The sequence below is a fragment of the Citrobacter portucalensis genome (assembly GCF_023374935.1).
Taxonomy (GTDB): Bacteria; Pseudomonadota; Gammaproteobacteria; order Enterobacterales; family Enterobacteriaceae; genus Citrobacter; species Citrobacter portucalensis.
Window position 1 is genome coordinate 2,203,752 of sequence record NZ_CP092466.1, and the last position, 24,895, is coordinate 2,228,646.

30 protein-coding genes are annotated in these 24,895 nt (G+C 53.4%); all 30 read left to right on the forward strand.

Annotated elements, in window-relative coordinates; all coding sequences use genetic code 11:
- The first annotated feature begins 2 nt into the window (after nucleotides 1–2).
- The 30 genes from LY264_RS10755 to LY264_RS10900 all read left to right on the forward strand — a co-directional run bounded on the left by LY264_RS10755 (nucleotide 3) and on the right by LY264_RS10900 (nucleotide 24,894).
- Complete coding sequence (locus LY264_RS10755) at nucleotides 3–611, forward strand: recombination protein NinG (RefSeq protein WP_071692456.1); 609 nt, start codon at nucleotides 3–5, stop codon at nucleotides 609–611.
- Nucleotides 608–748, forward strand: a complete 141-nt coding sequence (locus LY264_RS10760; RefSeq protein ID WP_001568781.1) for a YlcG family protein — start codon at nucleotides 608–610, stop codon at nucleotides 746–748. Before LY264_RS10755 ends, LY264_RS10760 begins: the two co-directional genes overlap by 4 nt.
- Nucleotides 745–1,575 carry an antitermination protein gene (locus tag LY264_RS10765; protein ID WP_057064561.1) on the forward strand — a complete coding sequence of 277 codons (831 nt, stop codon included), beginning with the start codon at nucleotides 745–747 and terminating at the stop codon, nucleotides 1,573–1,575. The genes LY264_RS10760 and LY264_RS10765 overlap by 4 nt, the downstream gene beginning before the upstream one ends.
- A 421-nt stretch (nucleotides 1,576–1,996) precedes the next feature.
- The gene (locus tag LY264_RS10770) at nucleotides 1,997–2,275 is read left to right on the forward strand and encodes a phage holin (protein ID WP_001568784.1); all 279 of its coding nucleotides are present in this window, start codon (nucleotides 1,997–1,999) and stop codon (nucleotides 2,273–2,275) included.
- Complete coding sequence (locus LY264_RS10775) at nucleotides 2,247–2,795, forward strand: lysozyme (protein ID WP_071692445.1); 549 nt, start codon at nucleotides 2,247–2,249, stop codon at nucleotides 2,793–2,795. Before LY264_RS10770 ends, LY264_RS10775 begins: the two co-directional genes overlap by 29 nt.
- Nucleotides 2,792–3,310: a DUF2514 domain-containing protein gene (locus LY264_RS10780; RefSeq protein WP_071692444.1), complete on the forward strand. Its 519-nt coding sequence runs from the start codon at nucleotides 2,792–2,794 to the stop codon at nucleotides 3,308–3,310. Before LY264_RS10775 ends, LY264_RS10780 begins: the two co-directional genes overlap by 4 nt.
- Nucleotides 3,311–3,396: 86 nt before the next feature.
- Nucleotides 3,397–3,852, forward strand: a complete 456-nt coding sequence (locus LY264_RS10785) for a hypothetical protein (protein WP_021571192.1) — start codon at nucleotides 3,397–3,399, stop codon at nucleotides 3,850–3,852.
- A 276-nt stretch (nucleotides 3,853–4,128) separates the two neighbouring features.
- On the forward strand, nucleotides 4,129–5,118 hold the full coding sequence (locus LY264_RS10790; protein WP_071692443.1) for a terminase small subunit: 990 nt from the start codon (nucleotides 4,129–4,131) through the stop codon (nucleotides 5,116–5,118).
- A complete protein-coding gene (locus tag LY264_RS10795) occupies nucleotides 5,096–6,400 on the forward strand; it encodes a terminase large subunit domain-containing protein (protein ID WP_071692442.1) in 1,305 nt (434 codons plus the stop codon). The genes LY264_RS10790 and LY264_RS10795 overlap by 23 nt, the downstream gene beginning before the upstream one ends.
- A gap of 4 nt (nucleotides 6,401–6,404) precedes the next feature.
- The gene (locus tag LY264_RS10800; RefSeq protein ID WP_071692441.1) at nucleotides 6,405–7,805 is read left to right on the forward strand and encodes a DUF4055 domain-containing protein; all 1,401 of its coding nucleotides are present in this window, start codon (nucleotides 6,405–6,407) and stop codon (nucleotides 7,803–7,805) included.
- 1 nt (nucleotide 7,806) lies between these two features.
- Complete coding sequence (locus tag LY264_RS10805) at nucleotides 7,807–8,913, forward strand: phage minor head protein (protein WP_071692440.1); 1,107 nt, start codon at nucleotides 7,807–7,809, stop codon at nucleotides 8,911–8,913.
- A gap of 2 nt (nucleotides 8,914–8,915) precedes the next feature.
- On the forward strand, nucleotides 8,916–9,059 hold the full coding sequence (locus LY264_RS10810) for a hypothetical protein (protein ID WP_165612491.1): 144 nt from the start codon (nucleotides 8,916–8,918) through the stop codon (nucleotides 9,057–9,059).
- A 126-nt stretch (nucleotides 9,060–9,185) separates the two neighbouring features.
- A complete protein-coding gene (locus tag LY264_RS10815) occupies nucleotides 9,186–9,938 on the forward strand; it encodes a DUF6651 domain-containing protein (protein WP_071692439.1) in 753 nt (250 codons plus the stop codon).
- A gap of 16 nt (nucleotides 9,939–9,954) precedes the next feature.
- On the forward strand, nucleotides 9,955–11,091 hold the full coding sequence (locus LY264_RS10820) for a major capsid protein (RefSeq protein WP_071692438.1): 1,137 nt from the start codon (nucleotides 9,955–9,957) through the stop codon (nucleotides 11,089–11,091).
- A 39-nt stretch (nucleotides 11,092–11,130) separates the two neighbouring features.
- Nucleotides 11,131–11,508 carry a hypothetical protein gene (locus LY264_RS10825; protein ID WP_249457663.1) on the forward strand — a complete coding sequence of 126 codons (378 nt, stop codon included), beginning with the start codon at nucleotides 11,131–11,133 and terminating at the stop codon, nucleotides 11,506–11,508.
- 2 nt (nucleotides 11,509–11,510) lie between these two features.
- Nucleotides 11,511–11,993: a DnaT-like ssDNA-binding protein gene (locus LY264_RS10830; RefSeq protein ID WP_071692436.1), complete on the forward strand. Its 483-nt coding sequence runs from the start codon at nucleotides 11,511–11,513 to the stop codon at nucleotides 11,991–11,993.
- A gap of 1 nt (nucleotide 11,994) precedes the next feature.
- A complete protein-coding gene (locus LY264_RS10835) occupies nucleotides 11,995–12,348 on the forward strand; it encodes a hypothetical protein (RefSeq protein ID WP_071692435.1) in 354 nt (117 codons plus the stop codon).
- Between the two features lie 2 nt (nucleotides 12,349–12,350).
- Nucleotides 12,351–12,950 (forward strand): hypothetical protein, encoded by a 600-nt coding sequence (locus LY264_RS10840; protein WP_071692434.1) that lies wholly within the window; start codon nucleotides 12,351–12,353, stop codon nucleotides 12,948–12,950.
- Nucleotides 12,951–12,957: 7 nt separating this feature from the next.
- Nucleotides 12,958–13,389 (forward strand): DUF4128 domain-containing protein, encoded by a 432-nt coding sequence (locus LY264_RS10845; protein ID WP_240498923.1) that lies wholly within the window; start codon nucleotides 12,958–12,960, stop codon nucleotides 13,387–13,389.
- Between the two features lie 46 nt (nucleotides 13,390–13,435).
- On the forward strand, nucleotides 13,436–14,368 hold the full coding sequence (locus tag LY264_RS10850) for a phage tail tube protein (RefSeq protein WP_071692432.1): 933 nt from the start codon (nucleotides 13,436–13,438) through the stop codon (nucleotides 14,366–14,368).
- A gap of 41 nt (nucleotides 14,369–14,409) precedes the next feature.
- A complete protein-coding gene (locus tag LY264_RS10855) occupies nucleotides 14,410–14,748 on the forward strand; it encodes a phage tail assembly chaperone (RefSeq protein WP_071692431.1) in 339 nt (112 codons plus the stop codon).
- 107 nt (nucleotides 14,749–14,855) lie between these two features.
- Nucleotides 14,856–15,053 (forward strand): DUF1799 domain-containing protein, encoded by a 198-nt coding sequence (locus LY264_RS10860; RefSeq protein ID WP_240498922.1) that lies wholly within the window; start codon nucleotides 14,856–14,858, stop codon nucleotides 15,051–15,053.
- Nucleotides 15,053–18,106, forward strand: coding sequence for a phage tail tape measure protein (locus LY264_RS10865; RefSeq protein ID WP_249457665.1), 3,054 nt, complete (start codon nucleotides 15,053–15,055; stop codon nucleotides 18,104–18,106). Before LY264_RS10860 ends, LY264_RS10865 begins: the two co-directional genes overlap by 1 nt.
- A gap of 217 nt (nucleotides 18,107–18,323) precedes the next feature.
- Entirely contained in the window at nucleotides 18,324–18,653 is a 330-nt protein-coding gene (locus LY264_RS10870; RefSeq protein ID WP_032943631.1) for a hypothetical protein, read from the forward strand.
- Nucleotides 18,654–18,712: 59 nt separating this feature from the next.
- Nucleotides 18,713–19,063 (forward strand): phage tail protein, encoded by a 351-nt coding sequence (locus tag LY264_RS10875; RefSeq protein WP_071692428.1) that lies wholly within the window; start codon nucleotides 18,713–18,715, stop codon nucleotides 19,061–19,063.
- An 8-nt stretch (nucleotides 19,064–19,071) separates the two neighbouring features.
- Nucleotides 19,072–19,845 (forward strand): phage minor tail protein L, encoded by a 774-nt coding sequence (locus LY264_RS10880; RefSeq protein ID WP_071692427.1) that lies wholly within the window; start codon nucleotides 19,072–19,074, stop codon nucleotides 19,843–19,845.
- A 12-nt stretch (nucleotides 19,846–19,857) separates the two neighbouring features.
- Nucleotides 19,858–20,589 (forward strand): C40 family peptidase, encoded by a 732-nt coding sequence (locus LY264_RS10885; protein ID WP_071692426.1) that lies wholly within the window; start codon nucleotides 19,858–19,860, stop codon nucleotides 20,587–20,589.
- A complete protein-coding gene (locus tag LY264_RS10890; RefSeq protein WP_071692425.1) occupies nucleotides 20,577–21,170 on the forward strand; it encodes a tail assembly protein in 594 nt (197 codons plus the stop codon). The genes LY264_RS10885 and LY264_RS10890 overlap by 13 nt, the downstream gene beginning before the upstream one ends.
- A gap of 39 nt (nucleotides 21,171–21,209) precedes the next feature.
- On the forward strand, nucleotides 21,210–21,614 hold the full coding sequence (locus tag LY264_RS10895) for a hypothetical protein (RefSeq protein ID WP_131820869.1): 405 nt from the start codon (nucleotides 21,210–21,212) through the stop codon (nucleotides 21,612–21,614).
- A 52-nt stretch (nucleotides 21,615–21,666) separates the two neighbouring features.
- Entirely contained in the window at nucleotides 21,667–24,894 is a 3,228-nt protein-coding gene (locus LY264_RS10900) for a TipJ family phage tail tip protein (RefSeq protein ID WP_249457667.1), read from the forward strand.
- Nucleotide 24,895: the final 1 nt, after the last annotated feature.

The window sequence follows — 24,895 nt, forward strand, 5'->3', positions numbered from 1 at the left end:
GTATGGCTAAGCTACCGCGCCGTAAGTGTGCCAATAAGGAATGTCGCCAATGGTTCCATCCGGTGCGTGAAACGCAGACCGTTTGCGGTTACGAGTGCGCCAGCTCCGTCGGCAAGGAGCAGGTCAGAAAAGCCCGGGAGGCTGCACAACGCAAAGAGTCTGCCAAGCAGCGCGCCACTGAGAAGAAAGAACGTGCAGCCTGGCGCCAGCGTAAAGCTGCAGTTAAGCCGCTGAAGCACTGGGAGGATTTAACCCAGCGCGTCGTTAATGACTACATCCGAGAGCGTGACCATGACCTGCCGTGTATCAGCTGCGGAACGTTCGACACTGTCCAGTGGGAAGCTGGGCATTACCGATCGCGAGGTAAGGCATCACACCTGCGCTACCACGAAGACAATATCAATAAACAATGTCACCACTGTAACGTGCAGTTGTCGGGCAATCAGCAGCAGTACCGCCTTGGCCTTATAGAGAAAATTGGGGCTGAACGCGTTGAGGCGCTCGAAAACAATAACACCCCGCACCGATACACCATCGAAGAACTCGAAGCCATCAGAAAGCATTACAGCGCGCTGAGGCGACAACTCGTCAAAGCAAGGGAGGCCGCATGACATTCGAATCCTACTTTGCCGATCACCTCCGCGTTCGTTGGCAACGATTGCGCTTATATCACTTTCCCGGCTCTGTGCTGACGGACTACCGAATACTGAAGAATTACGTGAAAACTTATGCTGGAGAAGCGCTATGAACCTTGAAAACACAGTGAAATACCACTTCGCAAAATCCACGCTGATTAGCGATTCTCCGCGCGCTACCGCCTCCGATTCACTGACCGGTACCGACATCATGGCGGCAATAGGCATGACTCAGGAACGCGCTGCTATGGGGTACAGTGCTTTCCTCGGCAAGATGGGCATAAGCAATAACGACCGGGATCGGGCTATCGGACTGCTGGCTGAGTACGCGATGACCAAATGTGACAAGGTTGCCGCGCTGCGTAAGTTGGATTTCGGGGTTAAGCCTCAGGTGATGCACCAGTTGGCCACCTTCGCATTTGAGGATTATTCCCGCAGCGCAGCCAGTGTAAAACGGTGCGATTGCTGCAACGGTGAGGGCTTTATTGATGCTGAGGTATTCAGTATGAAAACCAATACGCCGGCACATGCAAAAGAAATCATTAAGGCATCAAAAGCGTTTGGTTTGAAGGTGATACCTTCGCAGCACCAAAACAGGCGTGAGGTAAAAGAGATAACGCGCGTTCTCTGTCCTCAGTGCAAAGGGAAAAAAGCCATCAGTTGCGCATGTAGTGATTGCCGTGGCCGTGGGAAAGCGGTGAATCAGAAGGAAACGAAGCAGCAAGGCGTTCCAGTATTCAGCACCTGCAAGCGCTGTGGCGGTCGCGGATATGAGCGCATCCCGTCAACTGAGGCCCACGCAGCTGTTTGCCAGATTACGGATGTAATCAGCCTGGATACGTGGAAGAAGTCCGTTAAACCGTTCTATGATCAGCTGATTACGAAATTCGATATTGAAGAGGCATGGGCAGAAAACCAACTGAAACAAATAACACGATAACGGTTATGGAAGTTAATTCCAGCTATTTACTTTTCCCGAATCTGTGTTAATTTTATCCCAACGATGGGTTAACGCCTTCGTTTCAAGCCCCGCGGATAACACCGTGGGGCTTTTGCGTTTCTGGAGCGTGAGTGTTCAGCTCATTGTCCAAAAGTGTTCAATTTTTGCGTTTGATGTGTTTTTTCATTCATGCAATATTTGACGAATAACTATAAGTAAAACTTTGACCGTGCCTATTAGCCGCTGCTTCCCGTGATGTCAGCGGTTTTTTTTCATTAAAACAGGGCTGCCCATTGGCGGCCTTTTTAATTTCAGGCCTCACGGGAATCATCCGCTACGTGCTTTGTTGATAAATCCAGCCCGTGAAGCCTGACCCTTTTCATACACACACAGCGCCATCCGAAGAATCGGAGGTGAGGCTATGACCAGAATGAGCACCATTTACAGCAGACTTTCATATGGAACAGGCACCACGCTGACCGGCTGCGGTGTATCAGCGAAGGCATATGCCGAAACAGCTAAAACAGCAAAAGAGGTGTCCTGGATGTTGGCCGACAGAATTGCAGGGTTAAGCCTGAGCGACTGGGCAATTATTGTCGGTATCGCATGCACGGTAATCACGTGTGCGGTGAACTGGTATTTCCGCTGGAAAGAACGGGAGGATCGGCGCAATGGCTATGCCACCAAAGCTGAAGAATAAACTGAGCGCAGCGGTCATTGGTTTGATTCTTGCCGGGGCTTCCGCCCCCGTTATTCTCGATCAGTTTCTGGATGAGAAAGAGGGTAATAGTCTGACGGCGTATCGCGACGGCAGCGGAGTGTGGACAATTTGCCGTGGCGGCACGATGGTTGATGGCAAACCAGTAGTTCAGGGCATGAAGCTGTCTGCTGAGAAATGTGCCCAGGTAAACGCCATAGAACGCGATAAAGCGCTGGCCTGGGTGGACCGAAATATCAAGGTAGCACTGACCGAACCACAGAAAGCCGGGATAGCATCTTTCTGCCCATATAACATCGGCCCCGGAAAATGTTTCCCATCTACGTTCTATAAGCGAATAAATGCTGGCGACCGTAAAGGTGCTTGTGAAGCGATCCGCTGGTGGATTAAAGACGGCGGCCGCGATTGTCGCCTGACCAAAGGCCAGAAAAATGGCTGCTATGGGCAGGTAGAGCGTCGAGACCAGGAAAGCGCGCTGACGTGCTGGGGGATAGACCAGTGAGCCTGCGCTATCAGTTCATTGTTATTTCGTTGCTGGTGGCCGTAGCATTCATCGCGGGTAGTGTATGGAGCAGCCGCGGTTGGGAAAAAAAGTGGGCAGAACGTGACAGCGTTGAATCATCGCAAACAGCGAACGCGCAGACCGCAGCCCGCATGATTGAACAAGGGCGAATTATTGCCCGGGATGAGGCCGTTAAAGATGCACAAGCACAAGCCGCTAAATCTGCTGCCACTGCTGCTGGCCTGTCTGCCACTGTTAGCCAGTTGCGTACCGAAGCAACAAAGCTTGCCGCCCGCCTGGACGCCGCAAAGCACACCTCAGATCTTGCCACTGCCGTCAGAAGCAAAACAGCCGGAGCCGACGCCGCAGTGCTCGCCGACATGCTCGGAGATATTGCAGCAGAAGCTAAGCGATATGCTGGAATCGCTGACGAACGCTACACCGCCGGGATGACGTGTGAACGTATTTACGATTCGGTGAGAGAGTCAAACAATAACCCTATAGCCTCGCAATAGAAGGGGTTTTAACAGCGGTGATCACTGGGCTTTTGACTTTGTTGTCTTTAGGTTAAAATATTAGTTCTCATAAAATGGAGAATTTAATGTTTAAGCAATTCAGGCGCAATATTGCCTCTGCAAAGGTAAGAAAGTATATAGCTCACTGGATGGAAGTTATGTCGCTTACATTCAGAAATTCTATGGCAGGAAATTATATTGACCAGAAGGATTTAGACAGAATTAGCCTTGTTATTATTAGCACTGCAATCACTGAGGCAAAAGTTTGTAGTGGCATAATCATGACATGTGTTGCTGATGTGGCGGCTAGAGCAGGCATGACCGAAGAGGATTTAAGTTATCTTCCGTATCAGGTGCTTGCCATAACGAAAGGGGTGGAAGGTCGTTCCCCGTTAGAGTCTAAGAAAGGTATGCTTGGGCTCATTTCACCTGGTTATGAGTTTTCTGATCAGGATGCGGGTTGGTTCGATACTAATATTGAAATCATAACTAAGCAGCTTAAAAATGATTTGCGAAGCGTAGTTAACAAGTTGCAAGATTGATTATTTTCGCGTGATGATTTCATCACCACCTCCGGTTAGTTGCTATTAGTTTAGATTTTACAACAGGCATTCACCGAGTTCCTGTGATAATGTCGAAACTCATTAATCAGGTGCGCGAGTGTCGGGTAATACCGGTCCGGACGAAGCGTGACGCTGCTATAAGTTGGAGGATGGTGCAGACGACCAATATCTTCTGGCTCAATGGTCCGAATCCATTCCTGATTACCACACCCAAGCCACTGGCATCCGCTGGTGGCTTTTTTATTGGAGTAAGCAATGGCAAAACCGGACTGGGGCGAGCTTCAGCAACGGTTCCTGTCCGAACATGCCGCAACCGGCGTATCACCAAAGGATTGGTGTGAAGCGCAGGGACTGAACTACGCTACCGCCCGTCGATATATCAAAAAACTTTCTGCGCAAAAACCTGCGCAGAAAAAAATGCGCACTGCGCAGAAAGATAAAAGCGCAAATGAGCTGGTGGACGATGATGGGCTTACTGCTCAGCAGCGCTTATTTGTCGCGGAGTACCTGAAGGATGGTAATGCCACACAGGCAGCTATCCGGGCGGGCTACAGTAAAAAATCAGCTGAACAAATCGGCTATCAACTCCTTAAGAAAACTTCAGTTGCACAGGCCATTGCGCAGCAGCAGAAAGCCTCCATTGCGCGCACGCTTGGCAGTGCTGATGAGGTCCTGGAGCAGATGTGGCAACTCGCCACCTTCGATGCAAACCAGCTTTCACAGTATCGTCGTGGCGCATGCCGTTACTGCTGGGGCTTCGGTCATCACTATCAGTGGCGTGACATGGTGGAGTTCGAGGAGCAACGGCTTAAAGCCCTTGAGCGAAAGGGCAAAGAGCCGGTAGACGTCGGAGGTTATGGCTACGACCACAACCGGGAGCCAAACCCTGCCTGTCCGCGCTGCAATGGTGACGGGATCGGACAGCCATACTTTGCTGATACCCGAAAACTTCCCCCTGATGCTGCCTTGGCTTATTCCGGCGTGAAGCTCGGCAAACATGGTGTGGAAATTACCGCGATAAGCCGTGAACGGATGTATGAAGCCGTCATGAAGCGGCTTGGCCTGGCTGATAGTGAGTTTGCGCAGCGACTTCAACAGATTGAAATCGAGCGCCGGCAGCTGGAGATTGAGAAACTCCGCAAAGAGATGGCCGGTGATGGTGATGATGACGAACCAACACCAGTGCAGATCAATATCAACGTAGTGGATGCGAGGGAAGAAGATGGGGATCAGCCCGACACTTAACATCCCACAGGCTCGCTTCCTCGCGATGGAGCACAAGTTTAAAGCCTACGTTGCCGGGTTCGGTTCCGGTAAAACGTGGGTGGGTTGTGGCGGCATCTGCAAAGGTATGTGGGAACACCCAAAAATCAACCAGGGCTACTTCGCGCCAACTTACCCGCAGATTCGTGACATCTTCTATCCAACGATTGAAGAGGTGGCATTTGACTGGGGGTTGAGTGTCAAAATCAACGAGGGTAACAAAGAGGTTCACTTCTACGAGGGGCGAAGGTTCCGCGGGACCACAATCTGCCGCTCGATGGAGAAGCCCGGCTCGATAGTTGGTTTCAAAATCGGTAACGCGATGGTGGATGAGCTGGATGTCATGGCGGCTGCCAAAGCGCAACAGGCCTGGAGAAAAATCATCGCTCGTATGCGTTACAAGGTAGATGGACTGCGTAACGGTATTGACGTCACGACAACGCCGGAGGGGTTCAAATTCGTTTACCAGCAATTCGTGAAGGCAGTACGTGAAAAGCCAGAGCTCTCAGCCCTGTACGGTCTGATACAGGCCAGCACGTTCGACAACGCGAAGAACTTGCCCGCGGATTACATCCCTTCGCTGATGAATTCCTACCCGCCGGAGTTGATTAAGGCGTATCTGAGGGGGCGCTTCACCAACCTGAACAGCGGCACCATCTATCACCAGTTCGATCGACGTCTGAATAACTGTACTGATGAAGAACAGGCAGGCGAACCGCTCTATATCGGCATGGACTTTAACGTTGGCAAAATGGCGTCCATCGTCCATGTGCTTCGCAATGGCGAGCCGCGCGCGGTACGCGAATTGATAAAAGTTTATGACACGCCGGCCATGATAAAGCGTATCCAGGAAGAGTTCTGGCGCTACGAGGGCGGGCGCTATGTTGCCTCCAGGCAGATTTACATCTATCCGGATGCTTCCGGCGATTCACGCAAGTCCAATAACGCCAGCGCCACCGATATTGCACAGCTCAAGCAGGCCGGATTCAGCGTGGTGGTGAACGCCGCCAACCCGCCGGTAAAGGATCGCATTAACTCCATGAATGCCATGTTCGGCAACGGCAACGGTGAGCGCCGCTACAAAGTTAACGTTGCTCGCTGCCCGGTCTATACAGACAGCCTTGAACAGCAGGTATGGGCGGCAAACGGCGAGCCGGATAAATCAGCCGACAACGATCACCCAAACGACGCTGGTGGCTATTTCATCGTGAAGCAATTCCCGATCATCAAGCCCACCGGAAAAGTCACTCAACTACGGATGTAACTCCATGCCTGACATCTCAACACCCAATCTGGACTATGGGAACATGGTCGAGGCGTGGGATATCAACGATGCCCTGATGGGCGGCACGCTCTATATGCGACAACTGGGCGAGGCATATCTCCCGCGCTGGCCGAAAGAAGACAAAGAGGACTATAAAAAACGCCTCTCTGTGGCCACGCTTTTGCCCGCCTACGAAGAGACCATTAAGCAAAACATCGGGCGCGTATTTGCCGAGCCGATTAAGCTGGCCGAGAACGTTCCAGAGCAACTGCGAGAGTTTGCGAAGAACATCGATCTGGAAGGTACCCGCCTCGATGTCTGGGCTCAGTCATTCTTCGGCCTGGCGATGCAGTATGGCCTCTCCCATGCGCTGGTAGACTATCCCCGAGTGGACCCCGAAAGGGTGAAAACCAAAGCGGATGAGAAAGCTACCGGCGCGCGCCCGTACGTCACAATGCTTAATCCCCGCCAGGTAATCGGATGGAAGTCGAAGATGGTGGACGGTAAGCTGGAGCTCACCGCGCTGCGCATCAAAGAGGTGGTTGTCGAGGACGGTGACGACTTCGGGCAAACAAAGGTGGAGCAGATACGTTATCTGACGCCGGGGAAGGTGGAAATCTACCGCAAGTCCAGCGGTACCGAAGGCGCGGCGAACTGGGAGATATTCGATCAATGGCAAACCTCTCGTAAAGATCTCACCCTGGTGACGCTCTACACCAAGCGCACCGGGTTTATGTGTGGTTCACCGCCGCTACTCAACATGGCCATGCTGAATATCAAGCACTGGCAAAGCCAAAGTGAGCAGGACAACATCCTGCACGTCGCCCGGGTGCCTATATTGACGGTGTTCGGGCTTGAGCAGGGAGAAGAGCTGGTAATTGGGTCTTCGTCTGCCACGTCGTTCACCGATCGGCAAACTCAGGGTCTGGAATACGTTGAACATACCGGTTCGTCCATTGGTGCCGGCAAAGAGTCTCTGGCAGAGCTGGTGGAGCAGATGCGCCAGGCTGGCGCGAAGCTGCTGCGTACGGAAAACACCTCTACCAAATCGGTAGACCAGACCTCCGAAGAGAAAATGCAGGAGCAGTCGCCGCTCTACACAATGGCCACCAGCCTCGAAGACGCGATCGACAACATCCTGCAGATCATGGCTGAGTACATCGGCGAGAAGGAGGGCGGTAACGTAGATGTGCGCACCGAGCTGGATGTTGAGTCGAAAGAATTCAACCCGCCTGCTGCGCTGGCTATTCAGTCCCTGCGCCAGGGCGGTGACCTTCGCCGTATCGATGCGATTAAAGCCCTGCAAAAACTCAACCTGATTGATGCCGATGCGGATCCTGATACGGTGCTGAGCGAGTTGCTGGCCGAGTCTGCGTCACTGAGTGAACCACCGCCGGGGGTGTGAAATGGCTCGTTCCGTGAATGACAGGCTACTGGACGAGACCATCGCGCACGGCTTGTACGTGACGCGTTACGGTACCGGCGTCGCCCGGCGCATGGTCGCGCTGCTGAACAAGTTGGATGCTGAACTGGCCGCCAGGCTGCTGGTGCTGCTGGATGGCAAGCGCGCTGATACCTACAGTGCGCGTCGTCTGGCCTCTCTACTGGCCGGTGTTCGTGAACTGAACCATCAAGCCTACGAACCGGTTAATGCGTCCCTGGCGCGTGAGCTGGCACGTTACACGGATTATGAGACCGGGTATCAGATGGACCTGTTCAGCAGCCTTATACCCGGGCAGGTGCTGAAACACGTCCCGCTGCAAAGCATTGCCCCAGAGCAGGTCTACGCCTCTGCGGTGGCGCAACCTTTTCAGGGGAGATTGCTGAAAGAGTGGGGCCAAAAGCTTGAATCCGATCGGCTGGATAAAATCACCAGTGCGGTGCGTACCGGATTTCTTCAGGGTGAAACCGTCGAGCAGATCGTGAAGCGCGTCGCCGGCACGCCGCAACTTAACCGCCAAGACGGGGTTATCAATGCCTCACGTCGTGACCTTGCTGTTGTTGCCCGCACCGCGGTGAACCATATGGCAGCAACGGCGCGCCAGGAGTTTGCACAAGCCAATAGCGATATCGTGAAGGCCAAACAGTGGTCTTCGACTCTGGACACCCACACCAGCCAGTGGTGCATCATCCGCGACCGCAAACTCTACTCGCTCGATGGCAAGCCGCTGGGCCATGCAATTCCGTATCTGCGCGGACCCGGCAAAATCCACTTTTGCTGCCGCTCCTGCGAAATCCTGATCACTAAATCGTGGGAGGAAATGCAAATAGCCTCAGGCGAACTGAGCAACGCCACGCGCGCCTCAATGGACGGACAGGTGCCAGCGCATATCAGCTATGCCGAATGGCTCGTCAGGCAGCCGTACGCGCGGCAGGAACAGGTGCTGGGCGTTACTCGCGCGCGGATGCTACGCGACGGCAAAATCACGGTGCCGGAGATGTTTAACGATGCCGGGGAATTTCTCACTCTGGATGAACTGCGCCGCGTGGATGCGTCGGCGTTTGAGGGTTAGCCATGCAAAATGAGAAAGACAAAACTATCACCCTGACAGAGGCTGAGCGCAAATTCATCATGATTGCGATGATTGCCTATGCCTTATCTGGTGAGGCGTCAGAAGAAGACGCAAAAATCGCAGAGCAAATAATCAATAAGCTCTGAGCATTACAAAATTCAACTCAAGGCTGCCTTCGGGTGGCCTTTTTTATGCCTGCCGCTAAGCGGATGCGACGCGGTGCCCGGGTCGGATGACCCATTACGTATGGCCGGAAGGCTGGAGCAAAAATAATGAAACTGAAACTTGATGCTAACGGAAATGTGGTCGTTGAAAACGGTATGCCTGTGTACATCCATGATGACGGCAAAGAAATCCCGTTCGATGCGGTCGCAGCGATGACCAAAATCACCTCTCTGAATGGCGAGGCGAAAACTCACCGTGAAGCGAAGGAAGCGGCGGAAGCCAATCTCGCGAAATTCTCTGGCATCACCGACCCGGCCAAGGCGCTCGAAGCTCTGGAAATGATGACCAAAATCGACCAGAAAAAACTGATCGATGCTGGTGCTGTTGACCAGGTAAAGGCGGAGATCACCAAAGTTTTCCAACAGCAGCTGGACGAAGCGAACGGCAAGACCCAGCAGCTGGAAACTCAACTCTACGATGAGATGATCGGCGGCCGCTTTGGTGGCTCTAAGTTCATTTCCGAGAAGATGGCGATCCCGACTGAGTTCGTTCGTTCCTACTTCGGTCAGAACTTCAAAATCGAAGAAGGGAAGGTTGTGGCCTACGACGGCCAGGGCAATAAGGTGTTCTCACGCACCAAGCCCGGCGAGTTAGCCAGCTTTGATGAGGCCCTGGAGTCTCTGGTCGAGTCGCATCCGCAGAAAGATTACATCCTCAAAGCGTCCGGTAACAGCGGCGGCGGTTCTCACCAGTCGCAGCACCAGGCCGGGCAAAAAACCATGAAACGCGCTGCTTTTGACGCCTTACCGCCAGTTGAACAACAAACGGTAATTGGCGGCGGCACGAGCATCGTTGATTAATTGAAAGGAAACCTGAATGTCCAATACCCTTACTGGCCTCATCCCAACCATCTTCACCGCGCTTAATCGCGTATCCCGCGAGCAGGTGGGCTTTATCCCCGCGGTGGCCCGTAACGCTAAGGCCGATGCCGCAGCAAAAGACCAGACCGTGACCGCGCCCGTTGCACCGAAAACCACCACCGTTGATATCACCCCGGCGGCAACCGCGCCAAACGACGGCGATCAGAACATCGGTACCGTGGACGTCAAGATCACCAAATCCAAAATGGCCCCAGTCAAATGGAATGGTGAAGAGCAGCTTGCTATCGGGCCATCAGGTACCTATGACATTGTCCTGGCTGACCAGTTCTCTCAGGCCTTCCGCGCGCTGAGCAACGAAATGGATGCTGACCTGGCAGCGCTGGCCTACAAATCTTCCCGCGCCGTCGGAACGCCTAAAGACACCCCGTTTAGCATCAAAGACGACCTGTCTGATGCAGCGAACGCTCGCCAAATTCTGACCGATAACGGCGCCCCTACCACTGACCTTCGCATGGTGCTGGGCGGCGAAGCGATGGCGTCCATCCGTGGTAAGCAGTCCGTACTGTTCAAAGCAAACGAAGCCGGTACCGATCAGTTGCTGCGCGAAGGCATCATCGGCCGTGTGATGGGTTTTAACCTGCATGAATCCGCCAACATCAAGCGTACCGCGAAAAGCACTGCGGCGGGCTATAAGGTAAACGGCGCGAAGAAAGAGGGCGACATCATTATTGCTATCTCTGCTGGCACTGGCGGTATTGCTGCCGGGACCGCAGTGAAGTTCGATGGCGATGACAACCAGTACATGGTCGTAGCGGCAACCTCTTCGACTATCACCATCGGCGCACCGGGCCTGCGTCAGGATCTGGCAGATCAGGCAACTGTCACTGTGCTGAGCGAGTTCGTGCCAAACGTTGCCTTTGACCGTAACGCATTCCTGCTGGCTTGCCGTACCCCGGCCATGCCAAAAGGCGGCGACACCGCTGACGATGTGATGAACGTGACCGACCCAGTATCGGGCATCACCTTCCAGATCGCGCTGTACCGCCAGTACCGCCAGGTACGTTACGAGGTTGGTGTGGCATGGGGTGTGGCATCCGTGCAGCCTGAACATTCCACCATCATCATGGGCTAACCGCAGGGGCTTCGGCCCCTTTGTTTTTCAGGAGGCCCAATGGCCGGATTAACCAAAGAGCAGCGCGCGCAGCGTGAGGCTGAAAAGCTTGCGGCTCAGAATGGTGCTGAACAAACTCCTGCCCAGCAGGAACAGCAGCAGGAACAGCAGCAGGAACAGCAGCAGGAACAGCAGCAGGAACAGCAGCAGGAACAGCAGCAGGAACAGCAGCAGGAACAGCAGCAGGAACAGCAGCAGGAACAGCAGCAGGAACAGCAGCAGGAACAGCAGCAGGAACAGCAGCAGGAACGGCCTGGTATTGAACTGGTGGTCATGGTGCGTGATACCCCAGAGTTCCCCGGCGGCCCGTTAATCGCTGATGTTCATCCTGACGAAGTAGACAACTGGCTGGCGCTGGACTGGCGCCTGGAGGAGTAACCATGCTGGTTGCCGATCCCCATTCGCCTGACTTCAACACTTACGCCAGCGTTATCGACTTGCGCACGTTCGCTGCCGGACGCGGTTACACCGTGCCTGCCGATGATGGTGAGTGCGATCAGATGCTGATGCAGGCGATGGATTATCTGGAGGGCAAGTCATGGCGCGGGCAGCGCAGCGTTGCTTCACAGCCGCTATCCTGGCCTCGCTCTGGCGTTCGTTTTGATGGTGTTGATCTACCGGATGACGCTATCCCGAAGCGCCTGGTTGACGCGCAGTGCCGTCTGGCTGTCGAATCGCAGGACATTGACTTAACGCCTTCGGTTGCTGGTGGTGGGGCGGTGACAATGGAGCGCGTCGAGGGTGCGGTAACTGTTCAGTACGAGGCGGGTACCAATAAAGCTGCACCATCATTCCCCTGGTTCTACTCCTTGCTGAGAGGGCTGGTGGTCGGTGGCAATCAGATCCGCATCGAAAGGGGGTGATATGCCAATCGACTACCGACGCATGCGCAACACTGCGACCCGGCTGCTGACCGAGAACGGGAAGGCTTACCAGCTTACCCGCGGCGGCGGCACTACCCGCGATCAGTTCGGGAAAGAGGTCACCACCCTGGCGATCACTGCGACCGTCACCGGCGTTATCACCGAATATTCCTCCCGCGAAATCGATGGCTCTCTTATCGCCACCGGCGATAAGAAACTGGCTGCCACGTTCGAAACGGAAGTGCGTATTGATGACCGCATCGAAATCGACGGCAAGAAATGGCGCGTAGTGCAACCGAACCCGGTTAAGCCTGCTGACGTGCTTATCTCCTACAACATCCAACTGAGGGCGTGAGTATGGTCAGCACAGCTAATCAGCCGTTCCTGGATGCCATTCAGTTGTTCGTTGATAGCTCAAAGCAGGAGATGGACGAGGTGGTGCGCCGGACGGGTATCAAAATCCTCGGGCGCCTTGTCGATGTGTCGCCAGTTGGGCAGCCTGAAACGTGGGAAGTGAATCAGACGGCGTCGGCTTATAACACTGCCGTTCGTGAGCATAACGCAGCGCTTCGCGATGACCCAACAAACGTGACGAAGTCCGGGCGCCTTAAACGTGGCCTGCGGGTAAACGACTCGATGGACATCAAAAAGCCAGATGGTTATGTCGGCGGGCGCTTCAAGAACAACTGGTATGTGGGGTTGGATAGCCAACCGACCCAATCCAACGATACTCCGGATGCCTCCGGCCAGGGTTCCAACTCCCGCGGTCTGGCGGTGCTTGAAGTGTTCAGGGTGGGGCAGGTGAACTCGATTTACTTTACCAACAACCTGCCATATGCCTCGGCTCTGGAGAATGGTCATTCGAATCAGGCGCCCGGCGGCATGGTCGGACTGACCGCATTGGATGCTGCTATATATTTCCGAGAGGCAATGAGCGAGGTGCGCAATGGCCGGTGACCAGTCCATGCGAATAGCTGACCTGCTGGAGAGCCGGGTGGCGATTATCGCTGAGTCGCTCGGATTGCCGATCGCCTGGCCAAACATCGCCTTTACCCCGCCTGATGATGCCCCTTACGGGCGCGTTTATGTCTTACCTGCGCAAACCGTGGGGCAGGACCTGGAAGGTCAGTTGCGTACATACCAGGGCATACTCCAGCTCAATATCATTGCACCAGCAGGTAGCGGTGTGACTCTGGCCAGAGGGCTGGCAAAGTCTGTCGCAGATGCTTTTCCCGAAGGGCTGCCGCTGGTGGATGGTGATCTGACCGTTTATATCAATGGCCCGCCGCAGGTGCGCCAACCTATACAGGATCGCTCCACATCATCACCCAACGGCACTACCGGCTCTATCACCTACACCACCCCTGTCAGCATGCAGTACCGCGCTGATTACTGACCCGCCACCTGGTGGGTTTTTTATTACCTAAATTCAGGAGAGTGCTATGGCATTCGCAATCCCTAACGGGTCGCGTGTTAACGTGGCCAAGGCGTATCTTGCGCCGATTGTCTTCACTGCGGCATCCAATGCGACGGAATGCGAACTGACCGTTGCCTCTGCGGCTGGCATCCTCGCAGGCGATGTTGTTCAGGTTAATTCAGGATGGCTGAAGCTTGACAACATGGTGGTGCGTGTCAAGTCAGTAACCGGTACGAAAATCGTGCTGGAAGCGTTTGATACCACCGATACCAAGAAATTCCCGGCGGGCACCGGCGCAGGTACGCTGCGTAAAATCGATTCGTGGATCACCATGCCGCAGGTCATGACGCTGTCCACTGAAGGCGGCGACCAGCAGACTATCAGTGTCCAGTTCCTGGAGGATGATAAGGCCCGTACCATTCCGACTTTCAAAAACGCGGTGGTTCAGGTCTATACCTTCGCCCACGACCCTCAACTGGCGATATACAAGCGCCTGATTGACCTGGACGACTCCAGCGATACTACGGCGGTCTGGTTCCACAATCCGCGCGGCAAAGCCGATCGATACTACTCTGCCAAAGTATCCTTCCAGCGTGTACCACGTACTGAAATCAACGCTGTTGAAAGTAATGAAGCGCGCATGAACTTCGAATCGGATATGCAGATTTACCCGATCGCTGACTCCTCCGCCACACCTCTGGCATTCCTGACTGACCTGCCAGCAACCAAGTCTGTTGCTGCTAATGCAGCTCTGGATCTGTCGGTGGTCATGCAGGGCGGTTCCGCGCCGTACACCTATGTGTGGAAGAAAGGCGGCACCGCCATTCCGGGCAAAACCGCATCCACGCTCAACATTCCGTCCGCTCAGTCTTCCGATGCTGGGGTGTATACCTGCGAAGTTACCGATGCCGCAGGCAAGACGCTCACTTCTGCCGGATGCACCGTCAGCATTACTTGATTAATCTGGCCCGGTAAGCCGGGCCTTACCGAGATGAACAAATGACCAAATTCTCCCTGATCCCCAATCCGACATTTTCCGTTACTGCCAGCATCCCGCGAGCTGGCGCCGAAGACGGCAAACTGACCTTCACCTTCCGCCATAAAACGCTGGACGAGCTGCGCGCTATGGATGAGCAACTGCAAAAAAAAGCTGAGGGTAAAAAAGCCTCTATCGAACCGCAGGCCGATTACCTGATGGAGATAGTCGAAGGATGGGCGCTGCCTGACGAGTTTACCCGCGACAACGTAATCGTCCTGCTAAAGAACTATCCACGCGCGTTCGACAGCATCGGTCTGGCCTACACCAAAGAGCTGATGGGTATCCGCGAAAAAAACTGAGGCAGGTCGCCGCAGCGTTGTACACGCCGGGACCGACGCTCGCGGAGCTGAGCGCTTTTGGTTTGACGCCTGAGGACTTGGAGGAAGAGGTGGGGATTCTGCCCTCGGTGTGGAGGTCCTTCACCATCTTCTCTTCCCTGGCGACCCAGTGGCGAGTCGGCGTGAGCGGGGCGACCGGTCTTGATTACAACGTTCTCCCCTGGATGTTCGAGTTACACGGGGTTGAGGATGCGGCGACCTGTATGGCTGACCTTCAAATTATGGAAAGCGAGGCTCTCAAGGTAATGCATAAGGAGACGAAATAATGACAGACCAGATCGCCTCGATTACTTTGCGGGCCGATGTTTCTGACCTGAAAACAGCCAGCAACGAACTAGATAAACTCGGTGAAGCTGCGGCGGGTGCCGTAAGCAAAGCTGATGACCTTAATAGCGTATTCCGTGCTGGTGCTGAGTCTGCGAAACAGGGCACTGAAGGTATCAAGGAACAGCAGACCGCGCTGAAGGGGCTGCTGGAGAATATCGATCCAGTTAACAAGGCGCTGAACCGGCTGGATGAACAGCAGGCCGCCCTGCGTAACTTCCAAAGCAAAGGCTTCCTGGATACCGATGATTTTCAGCACTACAACAAAATCCTCGACGATACGCGACTAAAGCTGACGGATACCGGCGAAGCTGCTGCCAGGGCACAAGCCGAAATGGCAGCGACTCAGGCCGCTGAGAAGCAGTCCGCCGCGCTGAAGAACCTGCTGGGTTCCATTGACCCGACGATCCGTGCATTCAACTCGCTGGATGAACAACACGCGCAGCTGGTGGCGCACTTCGAGTCAGGTCGGATCAATAGCGCTCAATTCGAGCACTTCAATACCATACTCAATCAGACGCGTGAGCGCCTTTCTGGCGTTGCTGATGTGCTGCCCGAGGCACTATCTCGCCAGGAGGCAGCAGCACGCCGCGCTGGAATCTCCGTTGGTCAGTACAGCGCAGCAATGCGCACGCTTCCGGCTCAGTTCACCGATATCGCCACCCAGCTGGCTGGTGGGCAGTCCCCATTCCTGATCCTGCTCCAGCAGGGCGGCCAGATTAAAGACCAGTTCGGCTCGGTGCAGGGGGCGCTGTCGGGTGTTGGCGAATACATCCGCAGCATGGCCGGGATGATTAACCCAACCACTATTGCGCTGGCAGGTCTGGTCGGTACGGTTGGTCTGCTGGCTGCTGCGGCATACAGTTCGTCTGAACAGTTCGACCAGGTTGCCCGGTCGGTCATCATGATGGGCGGCGCTGGCTTCGCCTCAATGCAGCAGCTTAATGAGGCTGCTGAAGAGGTGGCCGGCAAGACAAATACATCCATCAGTTCCGCCGTAGATACGCTGGTTACGCTGAATGACACTGGTAAATATACCGCCAGCCAGATAAAGCAGATCACCGCCTCCATCACGCTCATGGGCAAGGCAGGCAGCGACACCAAAGCGGCAATGTCAGACTTCGGCAAGATTGTCAGCGACCCGGTAAAGGGCCTAGCGAGCCTGAATGAGCAATATGGCTTTGTCGACGAAGCCATGATGAAGCACATCATCCAGTTGCGTAAGCAGAAGGGGGAGCAGGCGGCGGTAAACGAAGCCATCAACCTGTTTGCTGGCGTTATGGCAAAGCGCGCAGAAGAGACCAACAGGGCCACCGACAATATTGGGCAGTCCTGGCAGTGGTTGAAGAAAACAGCATCTGACTCTTTTGATGATATCGGGATTACTGTCCGCGCCTGGGGAAATCAGGTGATCGATATTTTCAACCTGGTTGAAGCTTCGATAAAGGACCTGTTCCTCAACATCACCTCTCTGGATTCCAAGTTTACTGGGACCATTGCAGGATGGGCTGAGAAAATCCCGGGCGGCGGAGCAATAACCGACTTCCTTGGCATGGATGTTGAGGCTATGAAAAAGGCCGGGGCGGAAGCTGACAAAGAGATCGCAGCGAACAAAAAACGCTACGATGAACTCTGGAAGCGGGTCACTGCGCCTAATGCACAGGCAAGCTATGAAGCCGAAGCGCGAGGTGCCAGCGTTAAAGGGGAAGGGGGCTCGAGCCGCGAGTCGAGAAACGCAGTCTCGAAGCTTGCAGAAGACTCTGCGAAAAAGACCAAAGAGGCAAGAGCTACGCTGGATTCTGGCGATCGCACCCTGGAGAACTACCGCGCTCAGGCCAGAACCCTAACTGAAACGCTCGAAACGCTGCGTCAGACCGGCGATATTCACGCCAAAAATACCGAATTCAGCAAACAACAGTCACGCTTTGCGGAACTGGACGAGGTCGCCAAAAACCGCGCGCTGACCGCGCAGGAGAAGTCACTCCTGTCGAGCCGTGAAGCCATTCTGAATGCCGCTAAGGTTGTGGATCAGAAGAACAAAGAAGTAGAGGCCCAGCAGAAGATTAACGGCCTGGCACAGCAGGCTAATAAGTACGTCACCCAGATGTCGGAAAAGACCGATGCTTTGCGTGCTAGTGCAGGCTTCAGCAGTCGCCAAACTCAACGCATGATGGAAGAAGCGCAGCTTCGCCAGGGCTGGCTCAACGGTGGTGGTAAACTTGAGGATGCCGGTTATGAAAAAGAACTGGCAGCTCTCAGAAAGTATTACGCTGAAGAAGACAAATTACGGGGAGACTGGAAAGCAGGTGCGGTGAGTGGCTGGAATGAATATCTTGATGCAGCCACGAACACTTACGACGCCGTTAAGAATGTTGCCAGTTCCACGCTAACAGGTCTGAGCGACATGTTGACTGAGCTGATGACCACTGGCAAAGCATCAGTTAAAGAATTCGGCAAATCCATGCTCAAGATGATCCTTGATGTGACGAACCGTCTCATGGTGGCCTATACAGTGCAGGCAGCTATGGGATGGATAAGTGGTGGTTCGGGAGGTGGAGCCACACCTGGTGGATCGTATGCAAATGCTGCAGCAGGGGTAACGTTCAACGCTAAAGGTGGAGTCTATGAATCTTCGGGCCTCAGTAAATACGTGAACGGTGTCTACGACACTCCCCAGTATTTCACATTCCAGGGTGCATCTAAGTTCGCCAAAGGTGGCGTTTTCGCTGAAGCCGGGGCGGAGGCAATCATGCCACTCACGCGCGACTCATCAGGTCGTCTCGGGGTAAGAGCCCAAGGGGGGAGCGGTGGGCAACCGCAGGTCAACATAGATATTTATGTCGATAATAAGGGCAACACATCATCAAACTCGTCTGGAGATGGGAATGCCGCAGCAAGGGCGTTAGGAAAGGAAATTGAGGCCAAAGTGACCGAGGTCTTAATGAGGGCTACCAGAAGTGATGGGTTGCTTGGAAGGCAATTCCAGACAAAATAATAGCCTGAATGTGATCCTGAGAGAGCAATATCATGCGCACCAGGTTACATCAAAGCATCACCTGGCTATTATGCGCAAACAATATTAATCAGGGAATGATGGTGAATAAAGTCTTCACGGTTGCGGGATTAGAAATGCCAATTATTACGAACTCAGGGAATGGTCCAAACGATACCGAGACAAAGAATATAAATGGGAAAACCATAAGGAGTATTAGGTGACAAAAGATAGAGTGTTTTGTTTTTTATTTGGTGTGCTCGTGTCGTTTATTTTTGGAGTTGCTGGAAGCTATTGGGGATATCTTAAATTATCTACAAAAATGGCTGTTCCAAAAACGATTTGCATCATTGACGCGCCAAATTTAGCCATACAAGAGGCTGACAGAGTTCAGCGTGAAGCCCAAGGGTTATCTCAAGAACCTGCTAGTGATGGGAAAGAACCCCTGCGCGGATTCAATCGTTGCCAAGAAAAAGTTGACAGTAGCGCTAATGATCTTGAATTCGCTTTAAATATGTACAAAGAAATGAAAGAGAATCGCGGTAAGTGAAAGTCATAATTGGCAATCTATGAACCCAGCCCTGGCTGGGTTTTTTTTATGGGGTAAATATGGCCGTTGAAACATACAACTGGCACTCGCAGCTCGGCGCTGGTGCCGTCGAATACAGCCAAACAATAAGGTCTGCGCAGTTCGGTGATGGTTATGAGCAGGTAGCCGAGAACGGCATTAACTCGACTGCTATTCAGGTACCGATGAAGCATGTGGGCACTGACTCTGAAGTGAATACCGTCCGTGACTTTCTGCTGGCGCATACCGTTAAGGCTTTTATCATCGAGCCTCCTGGCGAAGTGAAGGGGCTTTATCGCGTCGTGGCCGATTCAGTGCGAAAGAACCAGATCAGCAGTAAGTTCGCCGAGCTGACCTTCACCATTAAGCGCGCCTACGGCGTCTATGCCTGAGGTGGAGCATGACAGCACTGATTGATACAGCTGCAATGCTGGCGCCGGGCGGTCGAGTCCGCTTGGTCGAAGTAGATGCTTCAGAGTTCAGCGGCGGCATTCACCGCTTTCACTACAGTCCGTTTCCCCATACGTCCGCCGAGATTGAAGCGGCGAACGGTGATGAGACTAGGCTTGGACCAAAGCCCATCATCTGGGATGGCAAAATATTCGACTTCTGGCCTTTCCAGATTTCTGACCTCGCTCTTTCGACCGACCAGGCCGCTGAGCCGAAACTTAGCGTATCGAACCTTGACGGGCATATAACTGCGCTCTGCCTGCAGTTCAAGGACATGGTTAACGCGAAGGTAAGCATCATCGACACCTACGCCGTTTATCTGGATGCCGTGAATTTCCCGGGCGACGCGAACCCAACAGCAGATTCGACGATGTTCACTCTCCAGACCTTCTGGCTGGATACCAAAACCTCCGAGGATGATGAGGTGGTTACGTGGTCGTTGAGTAGCCCTGCGGATTTGCAGAACCTGGTTATTCCCACCCGTCAAATTACATCGATGTGCGAGTGGGCGTTGCGTGGCCAATACCGTAGTGGAGACGGTTGCACCTACAACGGCACGGCCTACTTTGATGCCAAGGGCAACTCGGTTGCCGATCCGGCACTGGATGTATGTGGTGGCTGCCTCTGTGATTGCCGCAAGCGATTTGGTGCGGGCCTGGTTGAACCCAATACTGCCACCCTCGATTTTGGTGGATTCCCGGCAACTGTTCTCTTCTCCCGATAACCGGACTTCAATATGAACAAAACGATAATGAACGCTATCCGGGTGCATGCTCTGGAGGAATCGCCACGCGAGTGCTGCGGCTTCGTCATCCAGTCAGGACGGCGTCAGCGATATATTCCGGTACCGAACAGTCATGAAAACCCGTCTGGGCATTTCCGTATTGATGGCGAGCACTGGGCAAATGCTGAGGATACAGGGACCATTATTCGAGTCATTCACTCGCATCCTGGCGATGGCGCTAGGACTATCCCCTCAGACCTCGATCGCCAGCAATGCAACCAGTCAGGCGTGGTATGGGGTATCTACGCACCTGATTGCGATGATTATGCCGAAATTATGCCGGATGCCATCCCGCTTATTGGGCGCCCGTTCATTCTGGGCTCTCACGACTGCTGGGGGCTGGTCATGGACTGGCATGCCACCCAGGGTGTAACGCTGACTGATTTCCGGGTCGATTACCCGTGGTGGGAAAGCCAGTATCCTGACAACCTCTATTTCGATAACTGGGAGAAAGAGGGATTCATAGAATGCGGCCCGTCGCCAGGCTGCATGGTCATCATGCAGGTTGAATCTGCTAAGTGGAACCATGCGGGGATCATTACCGAAGAAGGTGAGATACTTCATCATCTCTACGGGCAACCATCCTGCATCACGCCGTACTCGCGCGGCTATTTCAAAGACCGGACGATGATATGCGTCCGACATAAAAACTTATCTCAGGAAATAAAACCATGGCGCGGTTAACGACAATTCGCCTGTACGGTGCGCTGGGCGCGAGATTTGGGCGCGTGCATAAACTGGCGGTGCAGACGCCAGCGGAAGCCGTGAAGGCGTTATGTATCAACCAGGACGGTTTGGAAAGTTTCCTGATGAATGCGAAGAAAAACGGAATGACGTTCGCGGTGTTTCGTGGAAAAAGAAACATCGGGGTTGAGGACTACCAGAACCTTGCTGGGAATAGCGATATTCGTATTGCACCGGTTATGGAAGGTGCAAAGAAGGCCGGTATATTTCAGACCATTCTCGGAGCCGTGATGGTGGTAGCTGGTATCGTGGTTACTGGTCTTTCGTTTGGTTGGGCTTCCCCTGTAGGTGGTGCCATGATATCTGCGGGTATCGGGATGATGGCCGGAGGTATCTACCAGATGCTATCACCCCAACCAAAAGGACTTCAGGGGCGAGATGATCCCGATAACAAACCCAGCTATGCTTTCGGCAGCTCAGTAAACACCTTGGCAATGGGTAACCCGGTTGCTGCGCTCTATGGGGAGCGGGAGATCGGCGGTGCAATTATTAGTGCAGGAATCGTTGCAGAAGATATTTAAGTTTCAGCAACATAGCTCGCGGTTAACATGCGTAGTGTTATGCTACCTTCAACAGCATTTCACTATGGGAAAACAACAATGCCAGCTGTAAAAATAGTCGCTGTATGGTTGAAAGAGGAAAATGATCCTCGTATGGAATCTACTTTAGAGTTTGTTGCAGCTATTGATTTCAACGGACATATCAAACCTGAACAAAAGGTATATGGCCTAATTACGGGATATGGCTACGGTTCTTTACCTCCCGGGGATTATCCTTTCACGGGCGAAAAGAGTGAGCAGGGATGCTTAAAAATGGACTGGGGACGGGACTACCAGAAATTCAATTCTACAATTAATGTCCTTGGCAGACGACTGAGCCCCGGAGGTATCATCACTCATGTGGAAAAGCCTGGAATAGAAAATACGTTCGATTACGAGATAAGGTTAGTCACGTATTTTCAGTGATTAGCCACAGCAAAAACCAACCCGCTTAGGCGGGTTTTTTTATGGATGCAATATGGCAACGATTACTGGTGCGAAGGGCGGTAGCCAGAAACAGCACACGCCTGTAGAACAGCCTGATTCAGCCCAATCAATGGCGCGTTGTCGTATGTTGTTGGCGCTGGGTGAAGGTGAATTTGCTGGTGAACTGGATGCCACGCGCATCTTCCTTGACGGAACCCCGTTGGGAAATGCAGACGGTTCAATGAACTTTGAGAACGTTACCTGGGACTTCCGTCCCGGCACTCAGGTTCAGACACCAATCCCCGGCTTCCCAGCAGTTGAAAATGAAACAAGTATTGGCGTGTCGCTGACGAAAGTTACCCCATGGACTCGTGCGATCAGTAACACCCAGATTGACGCGGTGCTGGTACGTATTGGTATCCCTGGATTACAGCAGCAGGAAAACGATGGGGATATTGTCGGCACAACGGTTCAGTACCATATCGACCTTGCTGTGGACGGTGGGGCTTACTCGACAGTCATGACTAAAACCGTCACAGAAAAGCTCAGTACGCTCTACGAACTAACCCACCGTATTAACCTGCCGAAAGCGAACACAGGCTGGCAGATTCGGGTCGTGCGCGATACCGACGACAGTACCAGCCAGATGCTCCAGAACAAAACGCAGGTACAGGCGATCACCGAGGTGATAGATGCTCGCCTGCGCTATCCGCATACTGCGCTGCTGTATGTGTCATTCAACGCAAAGTCATTCAGCAATATCCCGAAGATTTCTTGTAAACCTAAAGGTCGGGTAATCCGCATCCCTCAGAACTACGATCCGATTACACGCACTTATGGCGGTACATGGGACGGTACATTCAAATGGGGATGGACGAATAATCCTGCATGGATCTGGTTCGATATTCTTACTGAACCTCGCTTCGGCCTGGGTCGCAGGGTTACGCCAGCGATGCTCGATAAATGGGAGTTATATCGTATTGCCCAGCGCTGCGACCAGAAGGTGGCGGATGGTAAGGGTGGCAGCGGTACCGAGCCTCGCTTTATGTTTGACGTTTATATCCAGGCTCAGGCCGATGCCTGGCAGGTGATTAAGGATATTGCGGCTGGTTTCAATGGCATGACGTTCTGGGGCAACAATATGTTCAATGTTGTCTCGGATATGCCAGCTGATACGTCAAAACTTCAGATACTCACCCGCGCTTCTGTTGTCGGTAAGCCAACGTACTCCAGTGGCAGTGAAAAGAACCGCTATAGCTCTGCGCTGATTAACTTTAGTGATCCGGATAACCACTATCAGGATCGCACAACGGCAGTGATGTTTCCTGATCTGGTGAAACAGTTCAAGTTTAAGCAGACACAACTCACTGCGATCGGATGCACGCGTGAAAGCGAAGCGCAGCGCCGCGGAGGGTGGGCCATCTACTCTAACTCTCTGGACCGTATTATCACTGTTCAGACGGGACTTGATGGCTTCGCTTATGTGCCGGGGGCCGTATTTGCGTTTGCAGATGAACGGCTATCTGGCCGTGTCTATGGTGGACGTATTACTGAATACAACGCCGCGCTGAAATCTGTAACTACCGACCGCGGTACCAGCGCTGTTGCTGGCGATACGCTGATGATTCGTACTCAGGGTGGTGTCGTTGAGAGCAGAACCATTCAGGCGGTTAACGGCCAGCAACTGATACTGGCAACTGCCTTTACCACTGAGCCACTACCTAATGCCATTTTTGTTATTGATGCTGGCCAGTTGCGCCTCCAGTATTTCCGCGTAACCAATCTGACATTTAACGATGAAGAGAACACCTACAGTATCACCGGTGCAGAGTACAACGGGGCTAAGTACGATGCCGTTGATAACAACGCCCGGCTGGATACGCCGCCGATTAGTCTGTTACCGACAGGCCTGGTTAGCCAGCCCACGAATATCGCGATTAGCAGTTACGACTCGGTCCGGCAGGGGCAGCGTATTGCGACCATGGTTGCGAGTTGGGATGCGCCAGTAGATAAAAATGGGAAACCTCAGGCGGATATTGTCGCGTATCAGGCACAGTGGAAACGTGGTGATAATGAGTGGATCAACATTCCCGAAACAGGTCTGCGCAATATCGAGGTGCCCGGGATTTTCTCAGGCGATTATCTTGTGCGAGTTCGCGCTATTAACTCTGGAGGCGCGTCCAGTCTGTGGTCATCTTCTGTTCTGACTCATCTCACTGGACGTACTGGGGATGTTCCCAAACCGGTTGGTCTGCGCACCACAGCAATCAACTGGGGTATACAGGTTGACTGGTCCTTTCCGACAGATACAGGTGATACCCTCCAGACCGAACTGCAGTATTCAGCAAACGGTAATGGGGATAATCCTCTGCTGCTTGCAGGAGTTCCGTATCCGCAACACACATATACCCAACTGGGACTGAAGGCGGGACAGGAGTTCTGGTACCGCGCGCAGCTGGTTGACAGAACGGGTAATGAATCAGGCTGGACCGACTGGGTTCGTGGTGTATCCAACGCGAATGCTGACGACTACCTGGGCGATATTGCTGATGACTTCCTGACGTCTGCAGACGGTGACCGCCTGACAGGCGACATTGATACCAACCTCGAAGCCGCATTGCAGAACGCGCTGGCCAACCATGCAACCGTGGAACATCAGTGGGCGCAGTACGGCGAGGTACGCGCGGATATTCTGGTGGTTAAAACGACCATTGCGCAGGTCGATAAGGCCATGGCTGAAATGTCGACGCAGGTGCAGGCGCAGTTCAATAATGTAACTGCCGCACTGGAGGACAAGCTTACTGCCGTGGTTGATGCTACCGGAGCCTCTGCGATTTACACCCTCAAAACTGGGGTCCGGATTAACGGTGTGATGTATAACGCCGGAATGTCGATTGCGGTGCTGGCCGAAGCGGGTAAGCCGGTAGTCACCCGTGTCGGCTTTAACGCCAATCAGTTCGTCCTGATGAGTGGCAGCGGTGATACGCAATATTCACCGTTTGCGGTGGTCAATGGTCAGGTCTTTATCAGCGATGCGTTTATTCAGGATGGCAGCATTACCAATGCCAAAATTGGTAATTTTATCCAGTCGAATAACTTCGTTGCGGGTTCAGCAGGCTGGCGCATTGATAAAAATGGAAACGCTGAATTACATGGCAAACTTTACGCTGACAGTGGCCAGTTTGCATTTAACGGTACCAATAACACTGTCGTCATCAACGGGAATGGGCTGACGGTTAATTTGTCCGGTGGTGGTCGGGTTGTAGTCGGGAGGTGGTGAT